This is a genomic window from Ktedonobacter robiniae (assembly GCF_016587375.1).
Classification (GTDB): domain Bacteria; phylum Chloroflexota; class Ktedonobacteria; order Ktedonobacterales; family Ktedonobacteraceae; genus Ktedonobacter; species Ktedonobacter robiniae.
On record NZ_BNJG01000001.1, the window covers coordinates 1,899,787 to 1,922,657 of the forward strand.

The 22,871-nt window shown below is 53.8% G+C and carries 19 protein-coding genes, 1 tRNA gene and 2 pseudogenes; 8 read left to right on the forward strand and 14 right to left on the reverse strand.

The features are described from left to right. Window positions 1-95: 95 nt before the first annotated feature. A complete protein-coding gene (locus JMJ04_RS07975) occupies window positions 96-1,991 on the forward strand; it encodes a chloride channel protein (RefSeq protein ID WP_201369992.1) in 1,896 nt (631 codons plus the stop codon). A 167-nt stretch (window positions 1,992-2,158) separates the two neighbouring features. Here JMJ04_RS07975 and JMJ04_RS07980 read toward each other — a convergent pair whose 3' ends face one another. The 8 genes from JMJ04_RS07980 to JMJ04_RS08015 all read right to left on the reverse strand — a co-directional run bounded on the left by JMJ04_RS07980 (window position 2,159) and on the right by JMJ04_RS08015 (window position 9,236). Next, window positions 2,159-2,479 (reverse strand): Rieske (2Fe-2S) protein, encoded by a 321-nt coding sequence (locus JMJ04_RS07980; RefSeq protein ID WP_201369993.1) that lies wholly within the window; start codon window positions 2,477-2,479, stop codon window positions 2,159-2,161. 6 nt (window positions 2,480-2,485) lie between these two features. Beyond that, a complete protein-coding gene (gene sufU, locus JMJ04_RS07985) occupies window positions 2,486-2,896 on the reverse strand; it encodes a Fe-S cluster assembly sulfur transfer protein SufU (protein WP_007912676.1) in 411 nt (136 codons plus the stop codon). A gap of 16 nt (window positions 2,897-2,912) precedes the next feature. After that, entirely contained in the window at window positions 2,913-4,181 is a 1,269-nt protein-coding gene (locus JMJ04_RS07990; RefSeq protein ID WP_201369994.1) for a cysteine desulfurase, read from the reverse strand. A 91-nt stretch (window positions 4,182-4,272) separates the two neighbouring features. Further along, a complete protein-coding gene (gene sufD / locus JMJ04_RS07995) occupies window positions 4,273-5,652 on the reverse strand; it encodes a Fe-S cluster assembly protein SufD (protein WP_201369995.1) in 1,380 nt (459 codons plus the stop codon). Between the two features lie 70 nt (window positions 5,653-5,722). After that, entirely contained in the window at window positions 5,723-6,541 is an 819-nt protein-coding gene (gene sufC, locus JMJ04_RS08000; RefSeq protein WP_201369996.1) for a Fe-S cluster assembly ATPase SufC, read from the reverse strand. Between the two features lie 250 nt (window positions 6,542-6,791). After that, entirely contained in the window at window positions 6,792-7,316 is a 525-nt protein-coding gene (locus JMJ04_RS08005; protein WP_201369997.1) for an RrF2 family transcriptional regulator, read from the reverse strand. A gap of 311 nt (window positions 7,317-7,627) precedes the next feature. After that, window positions 7,628-8,344, reverse strand: a complete 717-nt coding sequence (locus JMJ04_RS08010; protein WP_201369998.1) for an alanyl-tRNA editing protein — start codon at window positions 8,342-8,344, stop codon at window positions 7,628-7,630. 85 nt (window positions 8,345-8,429) lie between these two features. Next, the gene (locus JMJ04_RS08015; protein ID WP_201369999.1) at window positions 8,430-9,236 is read right to left on the reverse strand and encodes a class I SAM-dependent methyltransferase; all 807 of its coding nucleotides are present in this window, start codon (window positions 9,234-9,236) and stop codon (window positions 8,430-8,432) included. A 502-nt stretch (window positions 9,237-9,738) separates the two neighbouring features. On the opposite strand from JMJ04_RS08015, the gene JMJ04_RS08020 reads away from it, so the two are divergent. From JMJ04_RS08020 to JMJ04_RS08030, 3 genes are all read left to right on the forward strand, one after another. Continuing rightward, a complete protein-coding gene (locus tag JMJ04_RS08020) occupies window positions 9,739-11,286 on the forward strand; it encodes a cellulose-binding protein (protein ID WP_236037957.1) in 1,548 nt (515 codons plus the stop codon). A 191-nt stretch (window positions 11,287-11,477) separates the two neighbouring features. Further along, entirely contained in the window at window positions 11,478-12,905 is a 1,428-nt protein-coding gene (locus JMJ04_RS08025) for an amidase (protein WP_201370000.1), read from the forward strand. Window positions 12,906-13,048: 143 nt separating this feature from the next. Then, window positions 13,049-13,906, forward strand: a complete 858-nt coding sequence (locus JMJ04_RS08030) for a DUF2785 domain-containing protein (RefSeq protein ID WP_201370001.1) — start codon at window positions 13,049-13,051, stop codon at window positions 13,904-13,906. A gap of 94 nt (window positions 13,907-14,000) precedes the next feature. Here the strand turns inward: JMJ04_RS08030 and JMJ04_RS08035 are convergent, their stop codons facing one another. Then, complete coding sequence (locus tag JMJ04_RS08035) at window positions 14,001-14,465, reverse strand: response regulator (RefSeq protein ID WP_201370002.1); 465 nt, start codon at window positions 14,463-14,465, stop codon at window positions 14,001-14,003. 199 nt (window positions 14,466-14,664) lie between these two features. Between JMJ04_RS08035 and JMJ04_RS08040 the strand changes: the two genes are divergently transcribed. Further along, a tRNA-Thr gene (locus JMJ04_RS08040) sits at window positions 14,665-14,739 on the forward strand. Window positions 14,740-15,168: 429 nt separating this feature from the next. Continuing rightward, a complete protein-coding gene (locus tag JMJ04_RS08045; protein ID WP_201370003.1) occupies window positions 15,169-15,699 on the forward strand; it encodes a uridine kinase family protein in 531 nt (176 codons plus the stop codon). 611 nt (window positions 15,700-16,310) lie between these two features. Here JMJ04_RS08045 and JMJ04_RS49450 read toward each other — a convergent pair. The 5 genes and pseudogenes from JMJ04_RS49450 to JMJ04_RS08065 all read right to left on the reverse strand — a co-directional run bounded on the left by JMJ04_RS49450 (window position 16,311) and on the right by JMJ04_RS08065 (window position 20,083). Then, a pseudogene (locus JMJ04_RS49450) lies at window positions 16,311-16,666 on the reverse strand (mannosyltransferase YkcB-related protein). Between the two features lie 31 nt (window positions 16,667-16,697). Then, a complete protein-coding gene (locus JMJ04_RS08050; RefSeq protein ID WP_201369097.1) occupies window positions 16,698-17,996 on the reverse strand; it encodes an RNA-guided endonuclease InsQ/TnpB family protein in 1,299 nt (432 codons plus the stop codon). Then, entirely contained in the window at window positions 17,983-18,570 is a 588-nt protein-coding gene (locus tag JMJ04_RS08055; protein WP_201370004.1) for an IS607 family transposase, read from the reverse strand. The genes JMJ04_RS08050 and JMJ04_RS08055 overlap by 14 nt, the downstream gene beginning before the upstream one ends. Before the next feature lie 50 nt (window positions 18,571-18,620). Beyond that, entirely contained in the window at window positions 18,621-19,178 is a 558-nt protein-coding gene (locus JMJ04_RS08060) for a hypothetical protein (protein WP_201370005.1), read from the reverse strand. Further along, window positions 19,166-20,083 (reverse strand): glycosyltransferase family 39 protein, encoded by a 918-nt coding sequence (locus JMJ04_RS08065; RefSeq protein ID WP_201370006.1) that lies wholly within the window; start codon window positions 20,081-20,083, stop codon window positions 19,166-19,168. Before JMJ04_RS08065 ends, JMJ04_RS08060 begins: the two co-directional genes overlap by 13 nt. A gap of 487 nt (window positions 20,084-20,570) precedes the next feature. Here JMJ04_RS08065 and JMJ04_RS08070 point away from each other — a divergent pair. Then, a pseudogene (locus JMJ04_RS08070) lies at window positions 20,571-21,223 on the forward strand (response regulator transcription factor). A 360-nt stretch (window positions 21,224-21,583) separates the two neighbouring features. Beyond that, window positions 21,584-22,651, forward strand: coding sequence for a sensor histidine kinase (locus JMJ04_RS08075; protein WP_201370007.1), 1,068 nt, complete (start codon window positions 21,584-21,586; stop codon window positions 22,649-22,651). Window positions 22,652-22,871: the final 220 nt, after the last annotated feature.

Below are 22,871 nucleotides of genomic sequence, written 5' to 3' on the forward strand. Positions count from 1 at the left end.
GACGAGCCGGAGCGTCGCAGACGCTGAGAATACCTCATGTAGGATGGGCTACATTTACGAAAGACCACAGATCTAGATTCATAAGGAGAAATAGCTTGGCAGCGAATGCGTGGCAGGAGGAACATCGACAGGCGGGGGGGGATGGGGCGAAGAAAGCGGCTAGTCAGAAGAAGGTCAATCATGAGTTGGGGGATTTTACGACTACCCCACGTATGCTTTTCATCTCGCTCATCGCGCTTGTCATTGGTATTGTGAGCACCTTTATAGCTCTACTCTTATTAAAATTAATCGGATTATGTACAAATCTCTTCTTTTATCTACGCTGGGATACGGCCCTTGTCAGTCCCGCACAGAGTCCCCTGGGGATTTTCATTGTGCTGGTGCCTGTAATAGGTGGACTGATTATCGGTTTTATGGCGCGCTTTGGCTCGCCTAAGATCAGGGGGCATGGAATTCCCGAGGCGTTGGAAGCTATCTTAATGAATGGCAGCAAGATCGAGGCCAAGGTAGCACTACTCAAGCCGCTCTCGGCGGCGATCTCGATTGGGAGCGGTGGCCCCTTCGGTGCCGAGGGACCAATCATCATGACGGGCGGCGCCATTGGTTCTCTGATCGCGCAATTCTTTCATTTCTCCAGTAGCGAGCGCAAGACGCTGCTGGTGGCGGGGGCAGCGGCAGGTATGTCGGCAACGTTTGCCACGCCTGTGGCGGCGCTGCTGCTGGCAGTCGAACTCTTGCTCTTTGAGTGGAAGCCGCGCAGCCTGATCCCTGTGGCCCTGGCCAGCGCCACGGCTGGGATTGTTCGTTACTACATTCTGGGGGCGGGTCCGATCTTCCCGGTGCCGCCGCATGTGGCGTTTATTGGCCCGGTAGGCTTCCTGGGCTGCCTGCTGGTCGGTATCCTGGCGGGACTGGTCTCAGCGCTTATGACCTACCTGGTTTATCGCTTCGAGGATACATTCTCACTCCTGCCCATTCACTGGATGTGGTGGCCAGCTATTGGTGGCCTGGGCATTGGCATTGGCGGACTGATCTATCCACGCGCGCTGGGCGTTGGTTATGATGTTATTGCACAGTTGCTGCGGGGAGATGTCTCGCTCCAGTTGATCCTGGGCGTCCTACTGGTCAAGCTCTTGATCTGGTCATTCTCGCTTGGCTCAGGCACCTCGGGTGGCGTACTGGCCCCATTGTTGATGATGGGTTGCGCGTTAGGAGCGGCTGTGAGCCTGTTTCTCCCCAACGAGGGACCGGGCTTCTGGGCACTGATCGGTATGGCTGCGATGCTTGCGGGAACCATGCGCGTCCCCTTTACCAGCCTGGTCTTCGCATTAGAACTCACGCATGACTTTAATGCCCTGGTTCCGCTGCTGCTGGCAACCCTGGTGGCCTATACATTTAGCGTACTGGTCTTGAAACGTTCGATCCTTACCGAGAAGGTGAGCCGTCGAGGATATCATCTTAGTCGTGAATATGCTACCGATCCCCTGGAGATCCTCTTTGTACGCGAGGTCATGCGTACCAGCGTGGTCGCCATTCCCGCCAGCATTACACGCGACGAATTGAGCAGCCTGCTCACCGAGGGCCAGTCGCAGCAGCGTGGCATTCAGCACCTCTATCCTATTGTTGATGACCAGGTGCAGATTGAGGGAGTCGCGACACGCCACGATTTGATGAACCTGGTACGCAACGAACCGGGCAAGCGCCAGTTGGCCGACTGCATCCAGGCCAGCCCGGTTGTGGCGTATGAAGATGAGAATCTGCGCAGCGTAGTCTATCGCATGGCCGAGACCAGCTACACGCGTTTCCCGGTAGTTGAACGCGAGCATCCAGAGCAACTGGTGGGCATGGTCTCACTCCAGGACCTGCTCAAGGCCCGCTCACGCAACCTGGCGGAGGAGCGCGAGCGCGAACGCTTGCTGCACCTGCGCTTGCTCTTTCCCTCGCGCGCCAGAAAGGAAACACTCGCAGGCAGTCAAACAACAGGAGACTAACGCAGGCATATCGCTACCTCTGGATGTATTTCTACACAAACGGCATATACTAATCCTACGATAGCGAGTTTGGGCGGCCCTGGACACATGTGTCCAGGGCCGCCTTCTTTTTGGTGATGTGCAGCGCCCTGGCAGCCGCAGGTTGCCAGCGCGCTGCACATCACATATTATTCTTCTTCGGGGAGGCCGACGAAGATGGTTTCATCTTCGATTTTGATGGAGTAGGTATGGAGGTCCTGGCGTGCGGGACCGCGCAGCACCTTGCCGGTGCGCACGTCGAATTGCGCGCCATGCCAGGGGCAGGTCAGCGTGCAGCCCTCCAGCTCGCCCTCGTTGAGGGGTCCGCTGATGTGGGTGCAATTATCGGTAAAGGCGCAGATCTGGGCCTCCACCTTTGTCAGGCAGACTGGTTCGCCATCAACTTCTACCGCGTAAAGCTCACCTTCTTTGATCTCTTCCAGGCGAGCTGCCTTATAGAACTCAGTCATACGGCCTTATTCGTCCTCATCTTCATCATCAAGATTGGGGTGCTCAAAGCCTCCCATAGCCAGGCCCCGATGGAGTACACGCAGGGAGAGGAAGGCGCACTTGGTGCGAGCAGGGCTGATGGGAATGCCTAGTACCTCCAACACTTCCTCTTTCCCCAACTTTACAACCTCGTCTATCGGCTGGCCCTCAATCATCTCTGAGAGCATGGAGGCTGACGCCTGGCTGATCGCGCACCCACGCCCTTTGAAGCGGACCTCAGCGACGCGCCCATCCTGCACGACCAGGTCCATGGCAAGCTGGTCGCCACAGAGCGGATTGGAGTCCTCTGAATGCACATCGGGCTGCTCCAATGTACCAAAATTACGTGGATTGCGGTAGTGATCCAGGATATATTCGCGGTAAAAATCCATTGCCATATATGTATGCCTCTTTTTAGAAAGTAAAGATTTGGAGGGCTTTGTGCAGGCCCTGGACGAGGGCATCGATATCTGCTTTTGTTGTATACACGTAGAAGCTGGCGCGGGCGGTTGCGGGCACATCGTAGCGCTCCATGAGTGGTTGCGCGCAGTGATGTCCGGCGCGAATGGCCACACCGGCCTCCTGGTCGAGAATCGAGGCCAGGTCGTGGGGGTGGACATCGCCAAGTGTGAAGGAGATGACGCCTCCGCGCTGACCGATCTCGCGGGGACCATAGATCGTCAGGCCGGGAACCTGCTGGAGCTGCTCCAGGGCATAGGCCGTCATTTCTTGCTCATGGGCCTGAACCCAGTCCATGCCCAGCTCATTCAGGTAGTCGACCGCCGCGCCCAGGCCGATGGCCTCGGCAATCGCGGGGGTGCCCGCCTCAAACTTCCAGGGCAGATCGTTCCAGGTGGACTCGTGGAGCTTGACAGTGCGGATCATATCGCCACCACCCATGAAGGGGGGCATAGCCTCCAGCAGGGCACGCTTGCCATAGAGCACACCAATACCCGTTGGACCCAGCATTTTGTGCGCGCTAAAGCAGTAGAAATCGGCGTCGAGGGCCTGGACATCCACTGGCAGGTGGGGAACACTCTGCGCGCCATCCACCAGGACGATGGCCTCGACGGCATGAGCCTGAGCGATCATCTCCTGTAAGGGATTGATGGTTCCCAGCACGTTCGACATATGCGTAAAGGCGACCAGCCTGGGGCGCTGCTCCAACAACTGCTGATAGATATCCAGGCGCAGCAGGCCATCATCGGTGACCGGAACGAACTCCAAACGCGCGCCAGTGCGCTGGGCGAGCAGTTGCCAGGGGACCAGATTGCTGTGGTGCTCCATCTCGGTCAGCACAATCAGGTCTCCGGTGTGGATATTCGCGCTGCCCCAGCTATAGGCGACCAAATTGATGCTCTCGGTCGTGTTACGTGTGAAGATCACCTGCTTGCTATGGCGAGCATTGATAAAGCGTGCAACTTTGACGCGAGCACGTTCCTGGGCCGCCGTAGCCTCTTCACTGATCGTATAGACCCCGCGATGCACATTCGCGTTATAGGTCTGGTAGTAGGTATTCATGGCCTCGATGACAGCCTGGGGCTTCTGCGAGCTGGCCGTGCTGTCAAGATATATTAGAGGCTTATTGTGTACCTGGCGTGCGAGGATAGGGAAATCCGCGCGCACCTCGGCGGCGGTGCGTCCACTGCGTGTCTGTTGTGTCTGCTTCTCAAATGTCACCATAATACTTCCTCTGCCTGGCGGCTTACTGTTTATAAGATAGAGGGCACCCACCGGCCTGGAGGGTGCCCATTGTGCGTTTAGCGCTGTGTGACTAGTACTCGCTGAGTTCAATATCGTCTGATTGAGGACGAGTTGAGTCATCGAGGTAGATGGCGCCTTCGTCGACACCCTCGATCTCCCAGCGCTCCTGGGCGTCAACCCAGGTATCGGCCTCGGTCGCGGACTCACCACTCATACGAGAGATGATGCTGCGACGCAGGCGGATGCGCAGGTTCTCCAGGGGAATGCGCTGCAAAACTGGCTCGAAGAAGCCCTGAACGATGATGCGCTCGGCCTCTGGGCGCGCGATACCGCGTACCATCAGGTAGAAGAGCTGCTCCTCATCGATCTGGCCCGTGGTGGCACCATGGCTAGCGCTGACATCGTTCGCGGCGATCTCCAGGCCGGGAATAAACTCGCCACGAGCCTTCTTGCTCAGCAATAGACCATGCGCGGCCAGGAAGGAGGCCGTCTGCTGCGCATCCTTGTGGATGCGAATCATACCATCGAACTCGACGCGTGACTCATCGGTCAGGACACCCTTGATCATGGTCTCCGCGTTGGTCGAGACACCAACGTGGTCTGAGAGGGTATTGATGGCGTAGCGCTGGTTGTGGTCGGTGAAGAAGACACCCACCAGTTCAGCGGCACAGCCATTGCCCTGTAGGCCCGCGCCAATGCTATTGAGGTTGAGCTGGGCACCCAGATCGGCCATCACGAAGGTTACGCTGGCATCGTTCTCATGCGTCGCGTTCTTGTTGGTGATGAGCCAGGTATGTTGATCGAGATCCTGCAGGTTGCTGAACTCGACCATTGCCTCGCGTTTGGCAATGACTTCAACCACATCGCTGACCAGGCTGGGATGCTCGGCCTCGACGCTGGAAGTGAACTCCTGCACAAAGCGGGTGCTGCTCTGAGATTCCGCGATCACCAGTGAGTGGGAGAAGATAGCCGATGCAGAGCTATCGACCCAAACCTGGGCCAGGATCGGCGCCTCGATCTCCACGCCACTTGGGACATAGAGAAAGAAGCCACCTGTCCAGAAGGCCGCGTGCAGGGCAGTATACTTGCTCGCAGTCGCGGGGACACACTTCGTCATAAAGTGCTCCTGCACCAGCTCTGGATACTCGCGAACGGCAGTCTCCAGGTCGGTCAGGATGACTCCCTGCGCCTTCAGCTCATCGTTCAGGTGTATATACACAACCGACGAGTTATGCTGCACGATCAGGCCGGAGCGCTCATTGACCAGCGACTCTTGCAGCGACTGCTGAATGGCTGGAGGAAGCGCGGTATCCGGCGCGGGAACAAAGGGCTTCAGTTCCTGGAACTTGAAGCGAGAGAGATTCTGGAGGGTGCCCAGGTCGCCGCGGCGTCCCAGGGGGGCGGGAGTTTGCTCATAATGCTCCCAGGCCTGAAGGCGCTTCTGTAGCATCCACTCAGGTTCCCCCTTCTGGCGCGACAGCTCAAGCAGCGCGTCCTTTGTGAAACCTGTAGTTAGAGCATTAAGCATTCGTGGCCACCCCATTCTCGTTGGATGTCAGCCACTCGTAGCCCTTATCCTCAAGCTCGAGCGCCAGTTCCTTCGTACCGGACTTGATGATGCGGCCCTGGTACATGACATGCACAAAGTCGGGGGTAATGTAGTTAAGCATGCGCTGATAGTGGGTGATCAGCAGAATGCCCAGGTCGGGACCGCGGAGCGCGTTCACGCTCTCAGAGACGATTTTCAGCGCGTCGATGTCGAGGCCCGAATCGGTCTCGTCCATCAGGGCGATCTCCGGCTCCAGCAGGGCCATCTGGAGGATCTCAGCACGCTTCTTCTCACCACCGGAGAAGCCGTCATTGATCGAGCGGTTGATGAAACTATTATCAACCTTCAGCAGTTTCATCTTCTCTTGCAGGAGGCGGCGAAACTCACCTGGGGGAACGGTCCGGCGCTTACCCATCTTGCCGGTGGGGTTCTCACCCTCTTCGAGGGGCTTATTGCCCTCACGCACAGCCTCCAGAGAGCGGCGCAGGAAGTTAGCCACGCTCACACCGGGGATGGACATAGGATACTGGAACGCCAGGAAGAGGCGCATACGCGCGCGGCGGTCGGGAGAGTACTCAAGAATATTCTCGCCCTTGAACCAGATCTCACCATCGGTGACTTCATACTTGGGGTTACCCATGATCACATTCGCCAGGGTGCTTTTGCCGGACCCGTTGGGTCCCATCAGCGCATGAACCTCACCCTGGTTGACCACGAGGTCGACGCCACGCAGAATAGGCTTACCTTCAATATTGGCATGAAGGTTCTTTATAACGAGTTCAGATCCCATTATGGATAACACCTTCCTCAATTATAGTCAAAGTGCGAATCATGGTACTCAAGCCAGAAAACGATTCGCCTTGTCTATCAGAACATATGAATGTGCGCGCCGCGATTGACAATGTAGTAGTGAACACGGCGCAAAATGTGTAAGTTGATGATCTATACAGCCACAAAGTATGGAAAGCGTTCCCACGCTCTCCTACCTTTGATAACTATCGGCATACAAGGAAAAAAACGTGACCTGTGGTGGCAAGCGGCTATTCGGCGGTCAACAACTCGTGAGGCGATGCCATATTGGCACCGATACCGACGTGAATATCCGTCAGGGCAATAAACTGGCCTGTCTGACCCGTAGGCTCGGTCGTTTGAGCCACCAGTTCAGCCAGGGTAATCGAGTCAAGCGTCTGAGCGACCGCGTCACGAACGCGCGCCCAGAGGTACTTGGTCTTACAGGAATCCATAAAACCGCAGACCTGGCTCATCTCCCCCTCGGTCGCACAGATCATAGGTGAGATCGGGCCTTCCAGCACACGCACAATCTCGCCCATCGAGATCTCATTGGGATCTCGGCTCAGGCGATAGCCTCCATGCGCGCCACGCGTACTACTCACTAGTGGCGGGTCGGCATCGCGCAAGAGCTTGACAAGCTGCTCTAAGTACGCCAGTGGCAACGTCTCAGCTTGCGAAATATCTGTGAGCGAACGGGGACGGCCACCGTAATGACGAGCCAGGTCGACCATAATGCGTACACCATACTCGCCTTTAGTAGATACCCGTAACATTGTGGTCTCTCCCTTTTTCCTTGCTCTGACGTCCTTTTCGCTCTATGCTCACGACTCGATGCATCTGCCAGCAACTGGAATACACTTGAGCATAGCCCTGGCGCTGATGAACGCGCCCAGCCAGGAAATACCGCCAGAGGATACACACGTCAGATGAGCAATGAGCACTACACGAAATTAATCCGACCTAATCACTAGGAAATATTTTAGCACTCAGGCCACAAAGCGTCAACTGGTGAATCAGAGAGTGAGGGGTGCAGTTTGCGAGCGCAAGCGCTCGCAAACTGAACCCCTCACTCTCTGATTCGTTTCTAGCGTGCTTCGACGGCGATCTCCAGGCGTTTATTGATCTTGCCCTTGCTCTTATAATTCACCACGCGAATGCGCTCGACCTCGTGGGTATTGGCAACGTGGGTGCCGCCATCGGCCTGGATATCCAGGCCCTCAATCTCAAGGACGCGCACTGTGGTCATAGCAGCCGGGAGGAGGCTGACCTTGGTGCGAATGAGGTCGGGATTCTGGTCGGCCTCGGTGCGCGGCAGGAAATAGACTCTGGTCGAGCGGGCCTCGGCGATCTCGGCGTTGATACGCTGCTCAATCTCCTGCACCAGCTCGGCTTTCAGGTTCTCAAACTCAAAATCCATGCGCCCACGCAGAGGCTCCATATTGCCGCCCGTCACCTTCGCGCCATAATCGCGCCAGACCACCCCACAGAGGATGTGCATGGCGGTATGCGTGCGCATGAGTGCATAGCGACGCTCCCAGTCCAGCACGCCGTGGACCCGGCTCCCAACGGCGGGTGGCTCGCCCTCGACCTGGTGCCAGACATAGCGCTCATCCTTCGAGACCTTCGTCACCTGCCAGGTTTGCCCATCCTGGCTGAGTGTTCCCAGATCGTGCGGTTGCCCACCACCACCAGGGTAAAAGGCGGTAGTATCCAAAGCGACAGCGTTCCCCTCCACGACAAGCACCGTCGCATCAAACTCTTTTACATACGCATCGGTATGATATATAGCCTGCGTCTCCACGTTTGCATCTCCTTCTGCATGGCAAAATGATGGGGTTGCCAGTCAAAACTGACAACCCCATCATATCATTACCATTGACTTCTTATTAGCGGCGCTTGCGTCCAACCACAATCTGGCGTGTGCCCTTACCAAAGGGCTTCCAGTCATAGCCACCGTAGATGGACTCAATCGAGAAACCAGTTGCCAGGAAGAGGAGTTGGAGCTCGCGGGGGAAGAAGACATGCATATCCAGGCGCGTCAGATAGCGCTCGTTCTCACCCGTTTCAAAGAACTTCTCATGCGTCCAGGTGAGGTGCTGCACCTGCTCAAAGGCGTCATACTTACGCGTCGTATAGAGCATCATCGTGAAGTCGCCATCGGGCGATTCCAACTCGTCCTCTAGATAGACGGTCGAAGGGCGATTGAGGGCATCGCTCAGATAATCGATGTCGGGCAGGAAGACATCGACGACAAAGCGCCCGCCGGGGGCCAGGTGTTCCAGCGTTTTCGAGAAGGCCGCGAACTGCTGCTCGATTTCGTACAGGTGCGAGATCGAGTTGAAGGGGAGAAAGATAAGGTCATAGGTTCCCCTGGCTGGCAGGTCGTAGTCGCACATATCGCCCTGATGCAGGCTCACGCGCTGCTGCGTGGCTTCGGGTAGTTCGCCAAGCTTGCGCTGGTAGGCCTTGAGCATGCCAGGCTCGAGGTCCAGGCCGTCCAGGTGGAAGGCGCCGGGGACCTTTAATAACTCTAAGCCGATGCGCCCACTACCACAGGCCAGTTCAAGCACATGCTGAGGGGTATAACGCACCACCAATTCCTGCCAGAAGGGCACATCCTGCTCAGACTGGCTTTGATACTCCAGGTCATAATCGCTGACCCGCTCATAATATTCGCCCATTTCGTAAGGCATGGTCTAGAAGCTCCATTTGCTCGCTCGAAAACGTACCTATGAGATCGATTGGTCGAGCCGCGCCAATCGCCTCTATACAAGAAGAGTTTAGTGTGGAGGAAACCGGGTCATGTCCCGGTCTGAAACCTTGTAGAGATTACCATAAAGCCTACAGGGGAGACAATCATTCCACCAAGAATTCCCCCTGCTTCCTTGAAAACTGAATAAAAACTGAATGCTTATGGCATTGCATAGAGAAAAATCTATGTATATGCTTGGTACGTAGAGACTTTCCTTCAATTGCGGCCCCACGTTCACTGATTTTGCTGGAAATTTCGTCCGGACGAGTTACCGAGCTTGCAGAGCTGATCACTACACGGAACAGCTTCCCAAGTCGGTAGGGGCCAGCTTTAGCGGTAGCATATTCGAGTAACCTGATTAAATTTACCAGCAAAGTCATTCATTCAGAGAGATTAGGCGCCCACCGAGGGGTGCGAATAGTTTATGAGAGCAAGTAAGGAGCATGATGCGAAAAGTATTTAGCTTGCCACCGCGCCATGGCAGAGGCAGGTCCACGCTGCCAATGATGCTGGCCCTAATCGCAACGTTTGTCATGCTGTGTGCATATCCGCTCAGCGCAGCCGCTGCGGATACTCCCACAGTGCAAGTCACCGTTGATACACATCATACGCTAGCAACCATTCCCGAAACAGCGCTGGGAACCAATGCCGCCGTCTGGGATGGTCACCTACTCGACCAGGGCGTTCCGGATCTCCTCCACAACGCAGGCGTCAAAGTGATCCGTTATCCTGGTGGCTCGACCTCGGATGTGTATCATTGGCAGTCCAATACAACAGAGCCAAATCAGGGTTATGCGAATCCAAACAATACGTTTGACGCCTTCATGAAGGTGGCGCAAGCGACTGGCGCGCAGCCAATGATCACGGTTGACTATGGTGCTGGCACGCCGCAGGAGGCCGCCTCCTGGGTACAGTATGCCAATAAAGGAGGCGCGGGCTATACCGGGCCTGTCCCGACATATACCGGGAGGAGTAGCACCGGTCATACCTATGGTATCAAGTACTGGGAAATCGGCAACGAGCTCTATGGCAATGGCACCTTTGGCGCGAACTGGGAGTACGATCTCCACGAGAAGGGGCCGGTTGCCTATGCCAATAATGCCCTCCAATTCATCCAGGCCATGAAAGCGGTCGACCCCTCCATCAAGATCGGAATTGTACTGACTTCGCCCGGCGACTGGCCTGATAGCGTGACCGCACCTGGCTTGAGCACCGACTGGAATAACACCGTCCTCTCCATCCTGGGCAAGCATGTCGACTTCGCCGATGTCCACTGGTACGCACAGAATCCCGGCAACGAGTCAGATGCGGGTCTGCTCGCCAGCACCTCGGCCCTACCTGGCAAGGTCGCCACACTCAAGACAGAGCTGCAACAGTATAGCCCGGGCAAGCATGTACCCATCATGATTACCGAAACCAACTCGGTCTCATACAATCCAGGCAAACAGACGACCAATCTGGTTAATGCCCTCTTCCTGGCCTCGACCTATATGAACTGGCTGGAGAGCGGCGTGCAGAACGTTGACTGGTGGGATATCCATAACGGCATCGTGACCTGGGGGAATAACGATCCGACACTCTATGGCAGCAATCAGTATGGAGACTATGGACTGCTCTCCACTGGCGATAGCGAGCCGCCAGCGAATACCCCATTCCCCACCTACTATAGTCTGCAAATGCTCCATCACTTCATTGATGGGGACGGCAGCATGGTAGCATCTTCAACGGACCAGGGTCTCATAGAGGTCCATGCTGTGCGTCAATATAATGGCAAACTGGCCCTACTCCTGATCAATAAAGATCCGCAACAAAGCTATCAGCTCAAGCTGGCAGGTGGTTGCGGCGACCAACAGGCTAGCGCCACCGTCTACTTCTACGGCCAGAATAGTAGCGCCATAACGGTGCAGCATATCTCCGGCAAGGCCCTCTCCACACAGACCCTGCCTCCCTACTCACTCACGACTATTGTGCTGAATGGAGAGAGCAACTAACAGGCCCTAATTACAGTTTCATTCATAGGTATGTAGGGACAGTAAACGCGAACAGCTCGGTTCGCGTTTACTGTCCCTACATATTTTCCTCCTCAACCTGATACAATAAAGGGCAATGAAGCCAGAAGACGCATTCGGCAGTGTAGAAATTAGGAGATGCATCGCATTTTTTGCGGAAGAGGATATTTTGCATGAGCTATTTGTCCATACGTGAAGTGGCCGAGGAGTTACAGGCAGGCATTATTATGCCCACGGAGCTGGTGGAGGAGACCCTCAACCTGATCGAGGAGCGCGACACTGAGGTGAAGGCCTTTGTGACGGTGATGCGTGAGGAAGCCATGGCACAGGCCGAGCAGGCCGAGCGCGAGCTACGCACAGGTCTCAAGCGTGGTCCCTTACATGGCATTCCCATCGCCATTAAGGACCTCATCGCGGTCAAGGGAGTGCGCACAACAGGCAGCTCGCAGGTCCTGGCGGAGCATGTTTCTGAGGAAGATGCCACCGTAATCGAGCTTCTGCGTAAGAGTGGGGCTATTCTTATTGGTAAGACCAATACGTATGAATTCGCCTATGGCCCCTACTCGCCTCCCACGCGCAATCCCTGGGACCTGACGCGCACGACGGGTGGCTCCAGTGGCGGCTCGGCGGCGGCGGTCGCGGCAGGCATGGTACTAGGCGCCATTGGCACCGATACGGGCGGCTCCATTCGTATCCCCTCCGCGCTGTGTGGTGTTACCGGTCTGAAGCCAACCTATGGACGCGTTAGCTGTCATGGTGTGCTTCCTTTGAGCTGGTCGCTGGACCATGTCGGGCCTATCGCGCGGAGCGCCGAGGATTGCGCATTCATCTTTGATGCTATTGCCAAGTATGACCCACGCGATCCCAATAGCGTCTCGGGGCCTCCCAGTTCGCCCAGCCGCTCGACGGCGACCCTGATTGAGGGCGCGGAGGGGCGCGGGCCGCTCTCGCTACAAGGGTTAAGACTCGGTGTGCCCCAGGAAGACTTTGTCGCGCCGCTTGATCCCGAGATCCATATGGCCTGGCGCGGCGCGTTGCACGTACTGGAGGAAAACGGAGCCGAGCTTGTCAATGTCGAACTACCCCGTCCTACAATGACAACATATAGAATGGTGCAGAAACCAGAGGCGTCCCTGGCGCATATGCAGCAAGGCTGGTTTCCTCACCGGGGTGATCTGTATACCGAGTTGGTTCGCACACGGCTACGCGAGGGACAGGAGATTCCCGCCGTGGAGTATCTCAAGGCGCAACAGGAACGGCGCGCCTTCACAAGCCAGTTACGAAGCATCTTACGAACCGTCGATGCCTTTGTGCTACCCACCCAGGCCATGGGAGCGATTCCCGCTGAGCAGATGGGGCAGGAGGTTACTATTAATGGCGTGCAGGAGAACGCGACCGATGCCATGCTCCGCATGACTATGCCCTTCAACCTCGTCGGCTTTCCAGCGGTCTCGTTCCCCTGTGGCTTCACGTCTGAGCACCTCCCAATCGGCTTACAAATCGCGGGCAAACCCTTTGAAGAGGCCACGGTATTGCGTATCGCCCATGCCTATCAGCAACTAACCGACTGGCATCGCCGCGAAGCGTGGGAACGCCAGTAGTAGCCCGCTACTGGCGTACGCGGCTACTGCACCATCCTATCAATGAGAAAAATGAGGAGGCACGATACGACCGTGTACAATGAACTCAAGGATTGAGTAGTAGACATACCTGAACTTTTACTGGTACTAGAACGGGAAAAGCGATGGAAGCAACAGATAATCTGGCAGAGAACAAAGAGGCTTTACGCTCTATTGTTGAGCAAAATTATGCTATACCAGAGGCGCTTGATAGCCTTGAATTTGCGCAAAAGTTATTAGTAAATCTGGGGTCGAGCGATGAAGAGCTGCGTGATGACCTGAGCTATATGATCCTGGCGCGTGGCATCCTGGAGCCGGGGAAGCTAGAGTCAGAACAGCTTAAGCAGCTTCTCATAAGTGTTCTAAACGATGAGCATCTCTTCTACCATATTGGAGAGGTGAACAACGACAGCATCCTGATGCGCAGCTTCTCGAACCTCATCATCGCGGCTATCCTCTATACAGATGCCTCGCGGCCCAGTCTCTCACGTGAGAGCATTGGCCGTGTGAAGGATGCGCTAGTGCGTTATGTGCGTGAGGAGAAAGACTGGCGTGGCTATATTGAGGGCAAGGGTTGGGCACACAGCATGGCTCACCTGGCCGAGGCACTTGACACCTACGCGCAGCATCCTCATGCAACCAGCGATGACCGTAAAGATGTGCTCAAGCTGCTTAGCCAGCTTAGCAAAACCTCGGTTCCTCTCTTCTATGAAGAAGATGTACGCCTGGCAACAGTCGCGCACCATATCATTCTGGGGAAACAGGTGGACTCAGAGTTTCTGCATAGCTGGCTCAAAAGCTGCTACGTCCAGCGGGAAACGGATATACGCTCATGGCGTCGCGCCAACAACACCAAAAGCTTTCTGCGCAGTCTCTACTTCCTGCTGCTCTGGGATAACATTGGTGTTGGCCTGATGGACGATATCGCGCACATCCTCAGACGGCAGGACGAACCCTTTGCCGAGAACGAAGAGGGGATATAGTTGGTGATCAGGGTCCCTGCCTGGCACAAAGAGATGAGAGCAACACGCGAGTTCGGTTGCTCTCATCTTCGGGCATATCCACCAGGAATATTCACTAGCATTGTAGTAGTGAGTCGACCTTATCTAGTAATTCATCCAGCTCAAAAGGCTTGTTCAAGGCCACGAGATTGCGTTTCCGCACCTCTTCCTGGGGTGGCAGGTACGCACTCATCATAATTGTGGGCGTCCCGGCTAGCTCATTTAGGGCGTGGAGACGATCATAGAGTTCAATTCCATTCATCAGTGGAAGACGATAATCGGTAATGATCAGACAGGGCTTTACCTGTTTGACCAGGGTCAGCGCCTGCATACCGTCATTGACCAGTAACGGGCGATAGGGAGTCTCCTGGTGCAGGGCCTCAACCAGCATCGAACCGATATAGTCATCATCTTCAACTATCAGAATGGTTTTATCTTCCGCGCTCTGGGGGGCAACCTCCGCGAGCGCCTCAGTTGAAAGCTCGCTTTGCCACATCTGCCCCTGCGCGCTCTCAGTCATGCTCTCAGTTATATATTGCATGCATTCCCTCCTCACGTTTGCACACAGTATGCACACAATCAAGCTCATACATTCGTCTGTGATATTAAGAACACGCCAAAGGCTGGGATTTCGTTTCGCGCCAAGCTTTAGAACTCTCTTAAAAACCACCCTAAAAAGCCTTAACGCAACCCTTGACATTGGAAGCAGATATCGGTATAATCCTCTACAGGTCTAGTAAGCCGGCGTAGCTCAGGGGTAGAGCAGCTGTTTTGTAAACAGCTGGCCGGGGGTTCGAATCCCTTCGCCGGCTCCAGTTTCCTCCTCACACATTTCACACCGCACTAAAAGCCGCTTTAAGCAACTTTCCGCCAGAGACAGAAAACCACTCAAAACGGCCTTTTTTTCACATAACAGAATGTCTTCAGTACACCACTTTAGAATTTTAGAAAGTTTCTAAAGCCGCCTATATCCTCATACCAAGTTGCCTTCTAAGAATCGATCCTCACGTCGTCTCTTTTATACTTCAGTCAACTAGTTGATGAGCAGAGGAGATGCAGTATCGGGAATCGACTTCTTTCCGGAAGGAGTATCGAGGTCAGGGGAAGCGCGTTGTTACTAACGGTAGGGAAAACGGGGCATAAAAATATTGGGATTCCTAAACAATAACGAAGGTGATCTAAAAATCGCGATGGATAAAGTTGTTTTTGAGATTAACAGGCTGCTGCAGCATAAGCAACCGTTATTGGTAGCGCTCGATGGTCGTAGCGGTACGGGTAAATCGACGATCGCGCAGGCGATAGCGAGTCGTGTTGAGGGCATCATTGTCGTGGGGGACGACTTTTATGCTGGTGGCAATGACGATGTTTGGGATGGATGCAGTGTCAGGGAGAAAGTAGACAAGGTTATTGACTGGCAGCGTATGCGCGCCCAGGTCCTGGAGCCGTTGCTGGCTAATGAGACGGCTTTCTGGCATCCACTTGATTTCGAGCCCACAATTGGCTGGATCGGTTGGAAAGACGAGACCGTCAAGCTCGAACCTGCGCCGGTGGTGCTCCTGGACGGCGCGTACTCCGCGCGACCCGAGCTTGCTGATCTCGTTGACCTATCCGTACTTGTTGAGGCTGACGACAAGATACGCCGCCAGCGCCAACTTGTCCGCGAAGGCCAGGATTTCATGGATCGGTGGCATCAGCTATGGGATGCTGCTGAAGATTATTATTTTACCCAGATCCGCCCGCGCTCATCTTTTGATTTTGTCATCAAAAATGATTGATGCATCTACCCAAAAGAAGCAAGTGTTTTCAAATGCCCTCACAGGCATTGGCTATTGTCTGATTGTTTGATAATGAAGTCCAACCACCCCATTCTGGAATGCTTTGGTTTCGGCCAGTTTTAGTCTCGTCCAGGCAGCGATGTCCTGAAAGAGTGGGAGGCCGCCACCTAAGATAATTGGATTGGTACCAAGTTGCGATCTAAACCTCCATTCTGTTTCCTTTCTTAAGAACGCAACTTGGTACCAATCCTCCAAGTAGTCAGCTGCATTTTTACGATAGCCGCCTTTAGGCCTGCCCAGGTTCAAACCGGTTATAGGAGAGTGTTTCGATTGCACACGCCTAGCTGATCTACTTTCTGGAATCCCCTTAAAGTATCAGGAAGAAAAGAGGGTCTTCGTCCTTCCGGGGGAAGGACGGAGAATCGGAAGTATGTCATACTTGGGTGCATCGATGTAAAAAGCCTCCTGACGCTCTGTTTGTTGTGTTTTTCACAGTGTAGCGCAGGAGACCCTTTTTGCCTAATTTCTCTTCTTTTTGTGCTTTCCCTCTCTCTACGAAAATTCGGGATGACTCATAAATCGTGCAAAGAGAATCTATCTCTTACTCACGCTCAGGACACGGGTTGACAATCAGACAACTTCGAATCACGGTTGGAGTCATCAGTATTGTCTCCTGTCGCGTTGGCCTGCCACTCGCTGGAGGAAACAGGACGACAGTTTTGTGTCACCCAGTTACTTATCGATCTCTGGATTCCATCACCTCCGCCAAGCATAAAGTAACGAACAGTCCCATCTGCAACCAGTTGCGCAACCTGGCTGGTGGTCAGAATGGGATCACTGCCAGTACCCCCCCCAGAGCCATAACGGGTTTATTGGTTGTCAGGATGATTGAGTCCGCATCATTTGAGCCAACAACTGCAACCAGGTACTTGGCATTCCCCTGGTGTGCTTGCAGGTAGTTGATCAAAGCAGTATTAATATTAATAGTTCCGTCGTGACTAGCGAATCCTGACAGAGGCCAGGATTTTCTCGCGAGCGGGTTTGTGAGGGAATGACAGCCTCACGGGATGGACTACCGGCAGATGAACCCTGCGCTCCCCATCCTCTACTCCCTCCGACCCGAAGGCATCAGGAGCTGCTTTTCTGATGATGTTATAGGACCCGTTGCAATCGGCGTGAATGAGTTGGCCATTGGATGCCCGATAGAGCCTCCGTGTGATCCGTTTGCCGCTGAAAACAGGCGCATGCTCCTGGCTTTGCTGGTAGATCGGCAAAGGATCGCGATCCAGGAAACTGGCCTTGCTGGTGTAGCTTTCTTCGGTGAGGATCACCTGGATGCCTTTTTGCTCAGCTTTGTAGGTGAGCATCTGGATGAACTGGGCATGAGGCACCTGAACAAAGTTCTGATTTGTCCGTTTCCCCAGGTTGATCTCCTGTTTCCAGCCCACGTTGCGACCAATCACGAGCGTTCCGATCCCCTCAGCCACCAGCACATCAATCACAAAACGCGAGATGGTGTGCAGATCATGCTCAATCCGCCGATTGCGCCAGAGAGTCAAGCGCTCCATGCGCCGGGTGTTTCCAGGACGACCAAGAGCTTGTTGGAGTTCTGCTCGCCGCTTGTTGTAGAACTGATTCGTACTTTTCAGACCGCGCCCGTTAACGACGACCGGGACAAAACCCGGTTTATTTGAAGTTAGTGCGATCAGATTTTCCAGACCAGGATCGATGCCAGCGATGAGCGCGGGATCGACGGCGGAGCGGCTCGGCTCCTGTTCATAAATGATCTCAACGACGACAAAACCGTGTTTGGGAACCACACGGACCTGAGTGATCGCCTTGGGATCTTGTTGGGTTTTGATCTGGATGCCCAGTCCCGAAGGCTGAATGAGGTGTCGTCCAAGGGTCCGTTTGCTGCGGCTTACGGCCTGCATCGTGTAGATGAGTACGTTGCGGCCTGTCGTTTTGTGCTTGTATTTGGGGAATTGGGGGCGTCGGCGAAATTTTGAGGGATCGCGCTTGTAGGCATCGAGCGCTTCAAAGAAGGATTTCCAGTTGCGTTCGAGCAGCAGCAATACCTGTTGGGCCACTTTCGCAGGCAGTGCTTTGTACGCTTCATGCGACTGCATCCGCCGATCCATTTCATTGTAGTTGAGGTGTTTTCCCTCAAAGATGAAGGCCTGACGGATCTCATACAGCGCCGTATTGTAGAGATTTTTGGAAGCAAAACAGGCCGCGTCAAGCGTGGCATAGCGTGGATCACTCCGAAGAATGATGTGCTTTTCAACCAGGTGCACGGTCGGCCTCCAATTCCTGCACAAGACGCTCTGTTTTGCGTTTGGCACGCCGTTGCCCATAGAGCCGGGCGCAGAACGAGTACACGATGCTGGTGAGGTCTGAGAGCAGGTCTTCTGTGCCATTGTCGGCCTGATTGACGACCTCGATCTCACGCCCATAGGTTTGAAGCAGGGTCTCGATGTAACGGAACCCGAAGCGGGTACCCCGGTCCTTGTGTTCAATGACGATACGGCCCACACTTGGATCGGCCAAGAGAGCCAGAAACTTCGGCCGATTGTCATTGACGCCAGAGCCAATTTCCTTGACAACTTTGCCCACTTGATAGCCACGGGCAGCGCAGTAGGCAACCAACCGCTCAGCTTGACTGTCCAGGTTGGTCTTGTTTTCTGCGGAAGACACCCGCGTGTAGACCACGGTTTGAGGCTTCGATGAGGGGACTGACACCCTGGTTGGCTCGTCGATGAGAATCGTGTGAGCCCCTACGCGCCGCCCCTGGATTTTCCCGTCCCGGAACCAACGCCAGGCTGTCTCATAGCGGACCCCTTGTTGTTTCGCGTAATCACTGAGTTTCATGCTCAAATCATACTATGCTACTCAATGATTGTCAAGAATTCGCTATACTTTCAAAGATCGGTTTCAATACTTCCATCATTGCCCCTCTGATTGGGTCCAGCAACTGGTAATTCTAGTGAGGTACCAGCCAGAACGGGCGTCGCTGACCACACCGCCGAAACAAGCAGTAATGCTATCAATCCTCCGCTTATACAAGCAATCTGTATGCGACCATTGAAGCGCACACGCGAAAGGCCAGTAGGAGGTTTCCCTTCCTCCTTCCCCAGACGCCTTCGCTGAATATATGGAAGCAGGCGAGCAATGAATAATATCACGGCAGCCAGAGTACACACGCCTGCAATAATGGGGAGCATCCAGCTTCCCCAGCCGGGATTACTCAGGAGGATATGAATCTGCTCCAGAGCTGTCAGGAGAATTGCCACTGGCAACAGCCAGCCACGCCAACCAGACTGCCGATAGTCTCGCCACATCACCACGGCCCCGATACCAAAGAGAGCACAGATTGCGGGCGCCATGGTAGAGAGGTAATATTGATGGATAAAGTTCGCCATGCTAAAGAAAATGGCCATCGTCAACAGCCACATGCCCCAGACAATCAGCGAATGCAACTCGCGATTCTCACGGAAGCGTGGGCGGCCCTGCCACGCCAGAGCCAGGATAGCCAGCAGCGCAAAAGGCAATAACCAGACAATTTGCCCACCAAGCGGCTCGTTAAACAGTCGTAACGCCACAAAATCATTCGGGCTAGCCAGGCCACCACCACCCGGAGATCCCTTGACATGCACATCCTGGCCAGTAGGCACAATATCTCCGCCGCCTCCCTTGTTTGCCCCCCGCCACCAAGATTAGCCTTATTCAGACCCAGTAAGCGCTGAATGCCATTGTAGCCCAGAGCCAGACTGAATTCAGAGTTATCCTGTGTAGAACCCACATAGGGGCGCTGCGAGGTAGGGGTCTGATCCACCACTACCATCCAGGAAAGCGAGATAGTCAGCATCAGTAATGCCGCTAACCCCAGATGTAGCAGACGCACCCAGATGCGTTTTGGTGCCGCCAGAAGGTACAGCAAGCCATAGGCAGGTACGACCAGATAGGCTTGCATCATCTTGATATTAAAACCAAGGCCGATACACACAGAGCACAGCAGCAACCAGCGTAATTTGCCCGTCTCTGCCGCACGCATCACCGCCCAGGCCCCCAGCAATATCACCAGGATGAGCATGCCATCAACGGTGTTATTGCGATCCGTTACCACACTGATGGGACTGATGGCCAGAGCCAATGCCGCCAGCAAGGCCGCAACCTCACCAAAGTGACGCCGCACCAGCCAGTAGAGCACAACCACCGCCAGAACACCCGCCAATGCCTGAGGCAAAAGAATGCTAAAGGGCGAAAAGCCGAACAGCTTGGCACTGGCAGCTTGCAACCAGAAGCCCAATGGAGGTTTATCCAGCGTGACAAAGCCACCCGGATCAAAAGAAACAAAGAAAAAATTATGCCAGCTATCCAACATACTTTTAATAGCTGAGGCATAATAAAGATTAGGAAATCCGCTCGCCCCAATTGGTAAAAGTTGAGAAAATGGAGAGCAACAGAATAGCAGCCAGGGCTATATATTTCCATATCTTCCGTTGCCAGAACGCCAACGGCGGCCTTGCATCTGATATTTCTGGATTTTTTTCTGAAATTACGGACCCCGTAAGCATAAAGAACATTCCTTTCTGAAACAAGTTTGTTGGCCAACACCTCGTTTTATGTAGCCTTTCACAAACATGAGAAGCTCACAGGTGATTACATCACCACCCGCAGATCAAAGTAACAAAGGTTGATGGAAAATATATTGGAAAAAGATGTAAAAATTCTCATCAACAGACTCCGCCCTCAGCTTGAACCTCATCTAGCTTCTTCCCATCTATTTCCAATTTTTCTGATGTATCCTTCTGAAGGAGAAAACTGTACAGATAAATGGTTGAGATTACCCATTACAAGGAAACATAATCATGCATATACTCATTGTCGAAGATGAACAGCGCCTGGCATATCTCCTGCGGCGTGTCTTGTTGGAAGAGAGGCACATGGTAGATATGGCTCACGATGGGCCGTCTGGTCTGGATCTGGCATTAAGCGATGGTTATGATGTCATCATTCTGGATCGTATGCTGCCAGGTCTCAGTGGATTTGAGATTTGTCGGCAAATACGAGATGAGCGTGTTATGACACCAGTATTGATGCTCACTGCTCGTGGCACAGTGGAGGATAGAGTAACGGGTTTAAATGTGGGAGCCGATGATTACCTTACTAAACCTTTTGCCATGGAAGAACTGCTAGCGCGCATGAATGCGTTACTACGTCGCCGTGATCGTCGTTTCGACGATACATTTCAGCTTGTGGTGGGCGAGTTATTGATCTTACAGCCAAAGAATTTGCTTTATTAGAATATCTTATGCGTCATCCTGGTCAGGCATTGACCCGCACACAAATCGTCGATGCAGTCTGGCGCTATAATATGGAAGCGCTCTCCAATGTTGTTGATATTTACATTCATTACCTACGTGATAAGATCGATCAGCCTTTCTCATACCCCCTAATCAGAACGGTACGTGGTGTGGGCTACAAAATTGAAGCTCAGTCCTCAATGACGAGAAGCAGGTAAAAGATGAGAAAACTACTCTGGCAAATATGCAAAAGAAAACATAGCAATGGATACTATGAGCCTGGAACAGTGCTCTTTCAGACGCTACGCAATCATTTAACTCTCTGATACTGTGGCGTTCTAGGAGCGTCCTTCATCCTTTTCGGCGTTTCCCTCTACTTCGGCACTCAATATGCTCTCCTGAATCCAATTCAGTCCGATGTGCAGAAACGTACCCAGGCATACACATATCAATGGCTCAAGCAACTATCTATCCCTGACTTCTGCCAACCTCCAGTTTCAAACATCAATCCTTTAACTGGCCCCGGTCAAGTTTTTCCTCAGCCCAACCTCGCCGTCTGCTTCGACACAAATGGGTCTTTGCTTCTACCCCAAAATGCCAGTCAGTACCCTGCTGCGTTTCTCTCCAATAATCTAGTAGCATCAGCTTTGACCTATGGGTGTGCAGAGGGCACTGTCGATGCAGGCGGATCAATAGGGCCAATATACCGCTACGCCCTGGTAGTGCAAGATCCGCAAGGAAATGGATATATTGGGATAATAGTTACAGGCAGAAGCATCAAAGCTCAGGCAGACGCGCTCTCCCCACTGCTCAACTTGTTACTGGGCATCGGAGGGGGAGCACTTCTCTGCGCTGGACTGGGTGGATTGTTTCTTGCTAATCGTGCCTTAATACCTGCGCGTCTGGCATGGTCTAATCAACAACGCTTCCTGGCCGATGCATCGCACGAATTACGTACGCCACTAACACTTTTACGCGCTGACGCTGAAGTGTTGTTACGAGGACGAACGCATATGCAGCAAGAAGACATCTCCATACTGGAAGATATTCTTGCTGAAACACATCACATGACCACGATCACCACCAATATGCTCACCCTCGCTCGACTGGATAGCCACCAGTCTCACCGAGAGCACGAAGTTATAGATATCGCCGCTCTCACACGACGAGTCATGCAGCGCATACATGCCTTCGCTGAACAACGCGACATCACACTGGAAGAGCAGTTAACCAACAATATTCATATCATAGGCGACTCAAATTTGCTAGAGCAGGCAATATTGGCATTATTGGACAATGCAGTAAAATACAATAAGCCAAATGGAAAAATATGTGTAAGCACATCTATACAACATGAGGCAGTACACCTGAAAGTACACGATACAGGCATCGGAGTCTCAACAGAGCATTTGCCCCATCTGGGCGAGCGCTTCTATCGTGTAGATAAAGCTCGCTCGCGACAAGCTGGAGGCACGGGCCTGGGGCTATCCATCGCTCGCAGTATCACGGTAGAACATGGTGGACAACTGACACTGGTCAGCATACCCGGGCAAGGAACAACAGCCACACTTGTGCTTCCCATGGCACGAGAAACGCCATTGGCACACAAAGAAGCATTACCTACACGAACAGCCAGCAGAAATTAATGGGGAAAGTCCTAAACAGAATGGGTGTTCCCAACCGGGCGAAGGCGCCATATAGAGTACTCCCTTCACTACCTTGTACCGCTGTCCATCCTCTGGTATTGCCGCGTACTCAGTATATGTCCATTGGCCCTGTGGGGGACCTGGAACCCCATTGGCTGGAGCTACGACAGGCAAGCTTTCCCTCGTCGCCATCACAACCTGCCTTTCATGCGAAAACCAA

Excerpts from the sequence above, each read along its gene's own strand:
- JMJ04_RS08055 (WP_201370004.1), bottom strand. The coding sequence starts at position 18,570 with ATGAAACTCAGTGATTACGCGAAACAACAAGGGGTCCGCTATGAGACA.
- JMJ04_RS07980 (WP_201369993.1), bottom strand. The coding sequence starts at position 2,479 with ATGACTGAGTTCTATAAGGCAGCTCGCCTGGAAGAGATCAAAGAAGGT.
- JMJ04_RS07990 (WP_201369994.1), bottom strand. The coding sequence starts at position 4,181 with ATGGTGACATTTGAGAAGCAGACACAACAGACACGCAGTGGACGCACC.
- JMJ04_RS08025 (WP_201370000.1), top strand. The coding sequence starts at position 11,478 with ATGAGCTATTTGTCCATACGTGAAGTGGCCGAGGAGTTACAGGCAGGC.
- JMJ04_RS08015 (WP_201369999.1), bottom strand. The coding sequence starts at position 9,236 with ATGCCTTACGAAATGGGCGAATATTATGAGCGGGTCAGCGATTATGAC.
- sufC (WP_201369996.1), bottom strand. The coding sequence starts at position 6,541 with ATGGGATCTGAACTCGTTATAAAGAACCTTCATGCCAATATTGAAGGT.
- JMJ04_RS08005 (WP_201369997.1), bottom strand. The coding sequence starts at position 7,316 with ATGTTACGGGTATCTACTAAAGGCGAGTATGGTGTACGCATTATGGTC.
- sufD (WP_201369995.1), bottom strand. The coding sequence starts at position 5,652 with ATGCTACAGAAGCGCCTTCAGGCCTGGGAGCATTATGAGCAAACTCCC.
- JMJ04_RS08030 (WP_201370001.1), top strand. The coding sequence starts at position 13,049 with ATGGAAGCAACAGATAATCTGGCAGAGAACAAAGAGGCTTTACGCTCT.
- JMJ04_RS08035 (WP_201370002.1), bottom strand. The coding sequence starts at position 14,465 with ATGCAATATATAACTGAGAGCATGACTGAGAGCGCGCAGGGGCAGATG.
- sufU (WP_007912676.1), bottom strand. The coding sequence starts at position 2,896 with ATGGCAATGGATTTTTACCGCGAATATATCCTGGATCACTACCGCAAT.
- JMJ04_RS08020 (WP_236037957.1), top strand. The coding sequence starts at position 9,739 with ATGATGCGAAAAGTATTTAGCTTGCCACCGCGCCATGGCAGAGGCAGG.
- JMJ04_RS08065 (WP_201370006.1), bottom strand. The coding sequence starts at position 20,083 with ATGTTGGATAGCTGGCATAATTTTTTCTTTGTTTCTTTTGATCCGGGT.